We start from the raw sequence: 2,185 nt of genomic DNA on the forward strand, positions 1-2,185 counted from the left end.
GTCTTCGACGCGCACCGCAAGACCACCCGAGAACTTGCCGATGCCGTGGCCCGGCTGATCGGTGATGCCCGGGCCGGCACCCTGAAACCGGCCGAGCTGCACGGCTCGACGTTCACCGTGTCGAATTTCGGTGCGCTCGGGCTCGACGACGGGGTGCCGGTGATCAACCACCCGGAGGCCGCGATCCTGGGGATGGGGTCGATCAAGCCTCGCCCGGTGGTGGTCGACGACGCGATCGTCGCCCGCCCGCAGACGCGGCTGACTTGCGCGTTCGACCACCGGGTGGCCGACGGCGCGCAGGTGGCCGGATTCCTGTGCCGGCTGCGTGACCTGGTCGAGGCGCCGGGCACCGCGCTGCTGGACCTGTGAGCCGCCCGGCTACCGGTTGCGGGCCGCGGCAAGCCGGGCGGTGAACTCCGGGGACCGGATCGACGTCGCCTGCGGTCCCAGCTCGGTGTGTTTGGCGAACTCGTGCAGCTCGGCGTCGGTCGAGCCGGGGCTGGCGGTCGCCCGCATGGTGGCCTTGGTCGCCAGCACCACGTCTCGCGGCGCCGCCGCCGGGCCGGCCGCCAGGGCCAGAGCCGCGGCAACCGGGTCGCCGGCGGTCTGCAGCGCCAGCCCGTGCCGGACGGCGGCCTCGGCGTCGAATCGCATCCCGAACAGCAGCGCGGCCCGGGCGACCTGCGGGCCGACCGCCCGGTGCAGCATCCAGGTGGCGCCCCCACCCGGGTGCAGCCCGAGCTGCTGGAACCGGCAGTCGAAGAGCGCCGCCGGCCCGGCGATCCGCACATCGGCGGCCAGGGCCAGGTTCAGCCCGGCGCCGACCGCCGGACCGTTCACCGCGGCGATCGTCGGCAGCCGGCACTCGGCGACCGCCATGAACCCGTCGTAGAGCGCTAACAGGCCGTCCTCGGTGGCCGCCCCCAGCGCCGACAGGTCGGCGCCGGCGCAGAACGCCCGGCCCGCGCCGGTGACCACCACCGCGTGCACGCCGGGGTCGGCCTCGGCTCGCTGCACGGCGTCGCGCAGCCGCGCCGACATCTCGCCGGTGACCGCGTTCCGGTGGTCCGGGTCGTTGACGGTGATGACGGCCACCCGGTCGGTGACGCCGAACAGCACGAGATCGGATTGAGCCATCGAGCACCTCCAGGTTGGTTGCGTGTAGTTTTGCAGGTGACCTTCCAGCGCACCGATATGTGTGAACGCGAATCGGCGAAAGTTGATATTCGACATGACGACCCGCCTGCTGCTTGCCGTGGCCGCCGTGACGGGTGCCGTCCTGGCGGCGGTTCCCGCCCCGGCCCGCGCGGATGATGCCAGCTACCTGGCCCGGCTCAACGGATCCGGGGTGGACATCCCGATGACCCAGAACGTCCGGCTGAGCACCGGGCACTACCTGTGTGGCCGGCTGCGGGTGCGCGCCACCGATGCCGACCTGGTCCGCGAACTGACCCACGTGTTCTTCGAGAGCCCGGCGGCCGCGGTCACCCAGATCGACGCGGCCCGCGACGAGATCTGCCCGGACACCATCCGACGCTGAGCCGGCACCGGGTCAAGCCGGCGGATCCGCCGGCGGTCCGCCGAGTGTCTCCGGGCAGAGTTCGTGCTGGGCGATGTCGATCACCTCTGGCATGTTCACCCGCAGGTCATCGACCATCGACGGCGCGCCGAACGTCCGCAGCCTCGGTGACTCCGCCGCCACGATCTCGTCCGGGGTGGCCCCGCCGCGCAGCTGGTTGCAGAACTTGTGGCCGGCGGAGAGCCGCGCCCCGGGGGTGCCGGAGCGGAACACTGCCTGCGCGTTGAGCGCGGCAAGGTAGCTGGCGTCGTCGGCGTGGGCGGGTGCGGCGACGAACAGCCCGCCGGTCGCGACCGCGGCGGCCACGGCGCTCTGGAGAATCCGGCTCATCTGAGGAATGCTACGTCCCCGCCGATTCCCGCGGGCACGGTTCACCGCGGACCTCTCAAGATCGCGGCTTGATCGCCGAGCGTATCCACCAGGGTGGCCCCGACGTCGCGCACCGACAACCCACGCACGATGGAGGCTTTCGCCAGCGACTCCAGCGCGTTGGTCTTGCTGACGTGCTTGCCGAACAGCCTTGAAGCGAACGTGGCGGTGGCGCGCAGCTTGGGCCGCTCCAGGGTAACCGGGCCGTCGGGAGTCTTGGCCGTCACCGGCTGATAG

General features: G+C 72.0%; 4 protein-coding genes and 1 pseudogene. 2 read left to right on the forward strand and 3 right to left on the reverse strand.

Going from position 1 to position 2,185, the window contains the following annotated elements:
* On the forward strand, positions 1 to 369 hold a 369-nt coding region (locus AC2VNT_RS16630; protein ID WP_486947903.1), incomplete at its 5' end, for a 2-oxo acid dehydrogenase subunit E2.
* A 9-nt stretch (positions 370 to 378) separates the two neighbouring features.
* Here AC2VNT_RS16630 and AC2VNT_RS16635 read toward each other — a convergent pair.
* The gene (locus AC2VNT_RS16635; RefSeq protein WP_486947904.1) at positions 379 to 1,137 is read right to left on the reverse strand and encodes an enoyl-CoA hydratase; all 759 of its coding nucleotides are present in this window, start codon (positions 1,135 to 1,137) and stop codon (positions 379 to 381) included.
* 127 nt (positions 1,138 to 1,264) lie between these two features.
* Here AC2VNT_RS16635 and AC2VNT_RS16640 point away from each other — a divergent pair, with 127 nt between their 5' ends.
* A complete protein-coding gene (locus AC2VNT_RS16640) occupies positions 1,265 to 1,540 on the forward strand; it encodes a DUF732 domain-containing protein (protein WP_486947905.1) in 276 nt (91 codons plus the stop codon).
* A gap of 12 nt (positions 1,541 to 1,552) precedes the next feature.
* Here AC2VNT_RS16640 and AC2VNT_RS16645 read toward each other — a convergent pair whose 3' ends face one another.
* Both AC2VNT_RS16645 and AC2VNT_RS16650 read right to left on the reverse strand, forming a co-directional pair.
* On the reverse strand, positions 1,553 to 1,909 hold the full coding sequence (locus tag AC2VNT_RS16645) for a DUF732 domain-containing protein (protein WP_486947906.1): 357 nt from the start codon (positions 1,907 to 1,909) through the stop codon (positions 1,553 to 1,555).
* A 59-nt stretch (positions 1,910 to 1,968) separates the two neighbouring features.
* A pseudogene (locus tag AC2VNT_RS16650) lies at positions 1,969 to 2,185 on the reverse strand (IS256 family transposase); the annotation flags it as partial.

The organism is Mycobacterium sp. TH-M15 (assembly GCF_057473705.1).

Coding starts and splice junctions, on each gene's coding strand:
- AC2VNT_RS16645 (WP_486947906.1), bottom strand. CDS start 1,909: ATGAGCCGGATTCTCCAGAGCGCCGTGGCCGCCGCGGTCGCGACCGGC.
- AC2VNT_RS16635 (WP_486947904.1), bottom strand. CDS start 1,137: ATGGCTCAATCCGATCTCGTGCTGTTCGGCGTCACCGACCGGGTGGCC.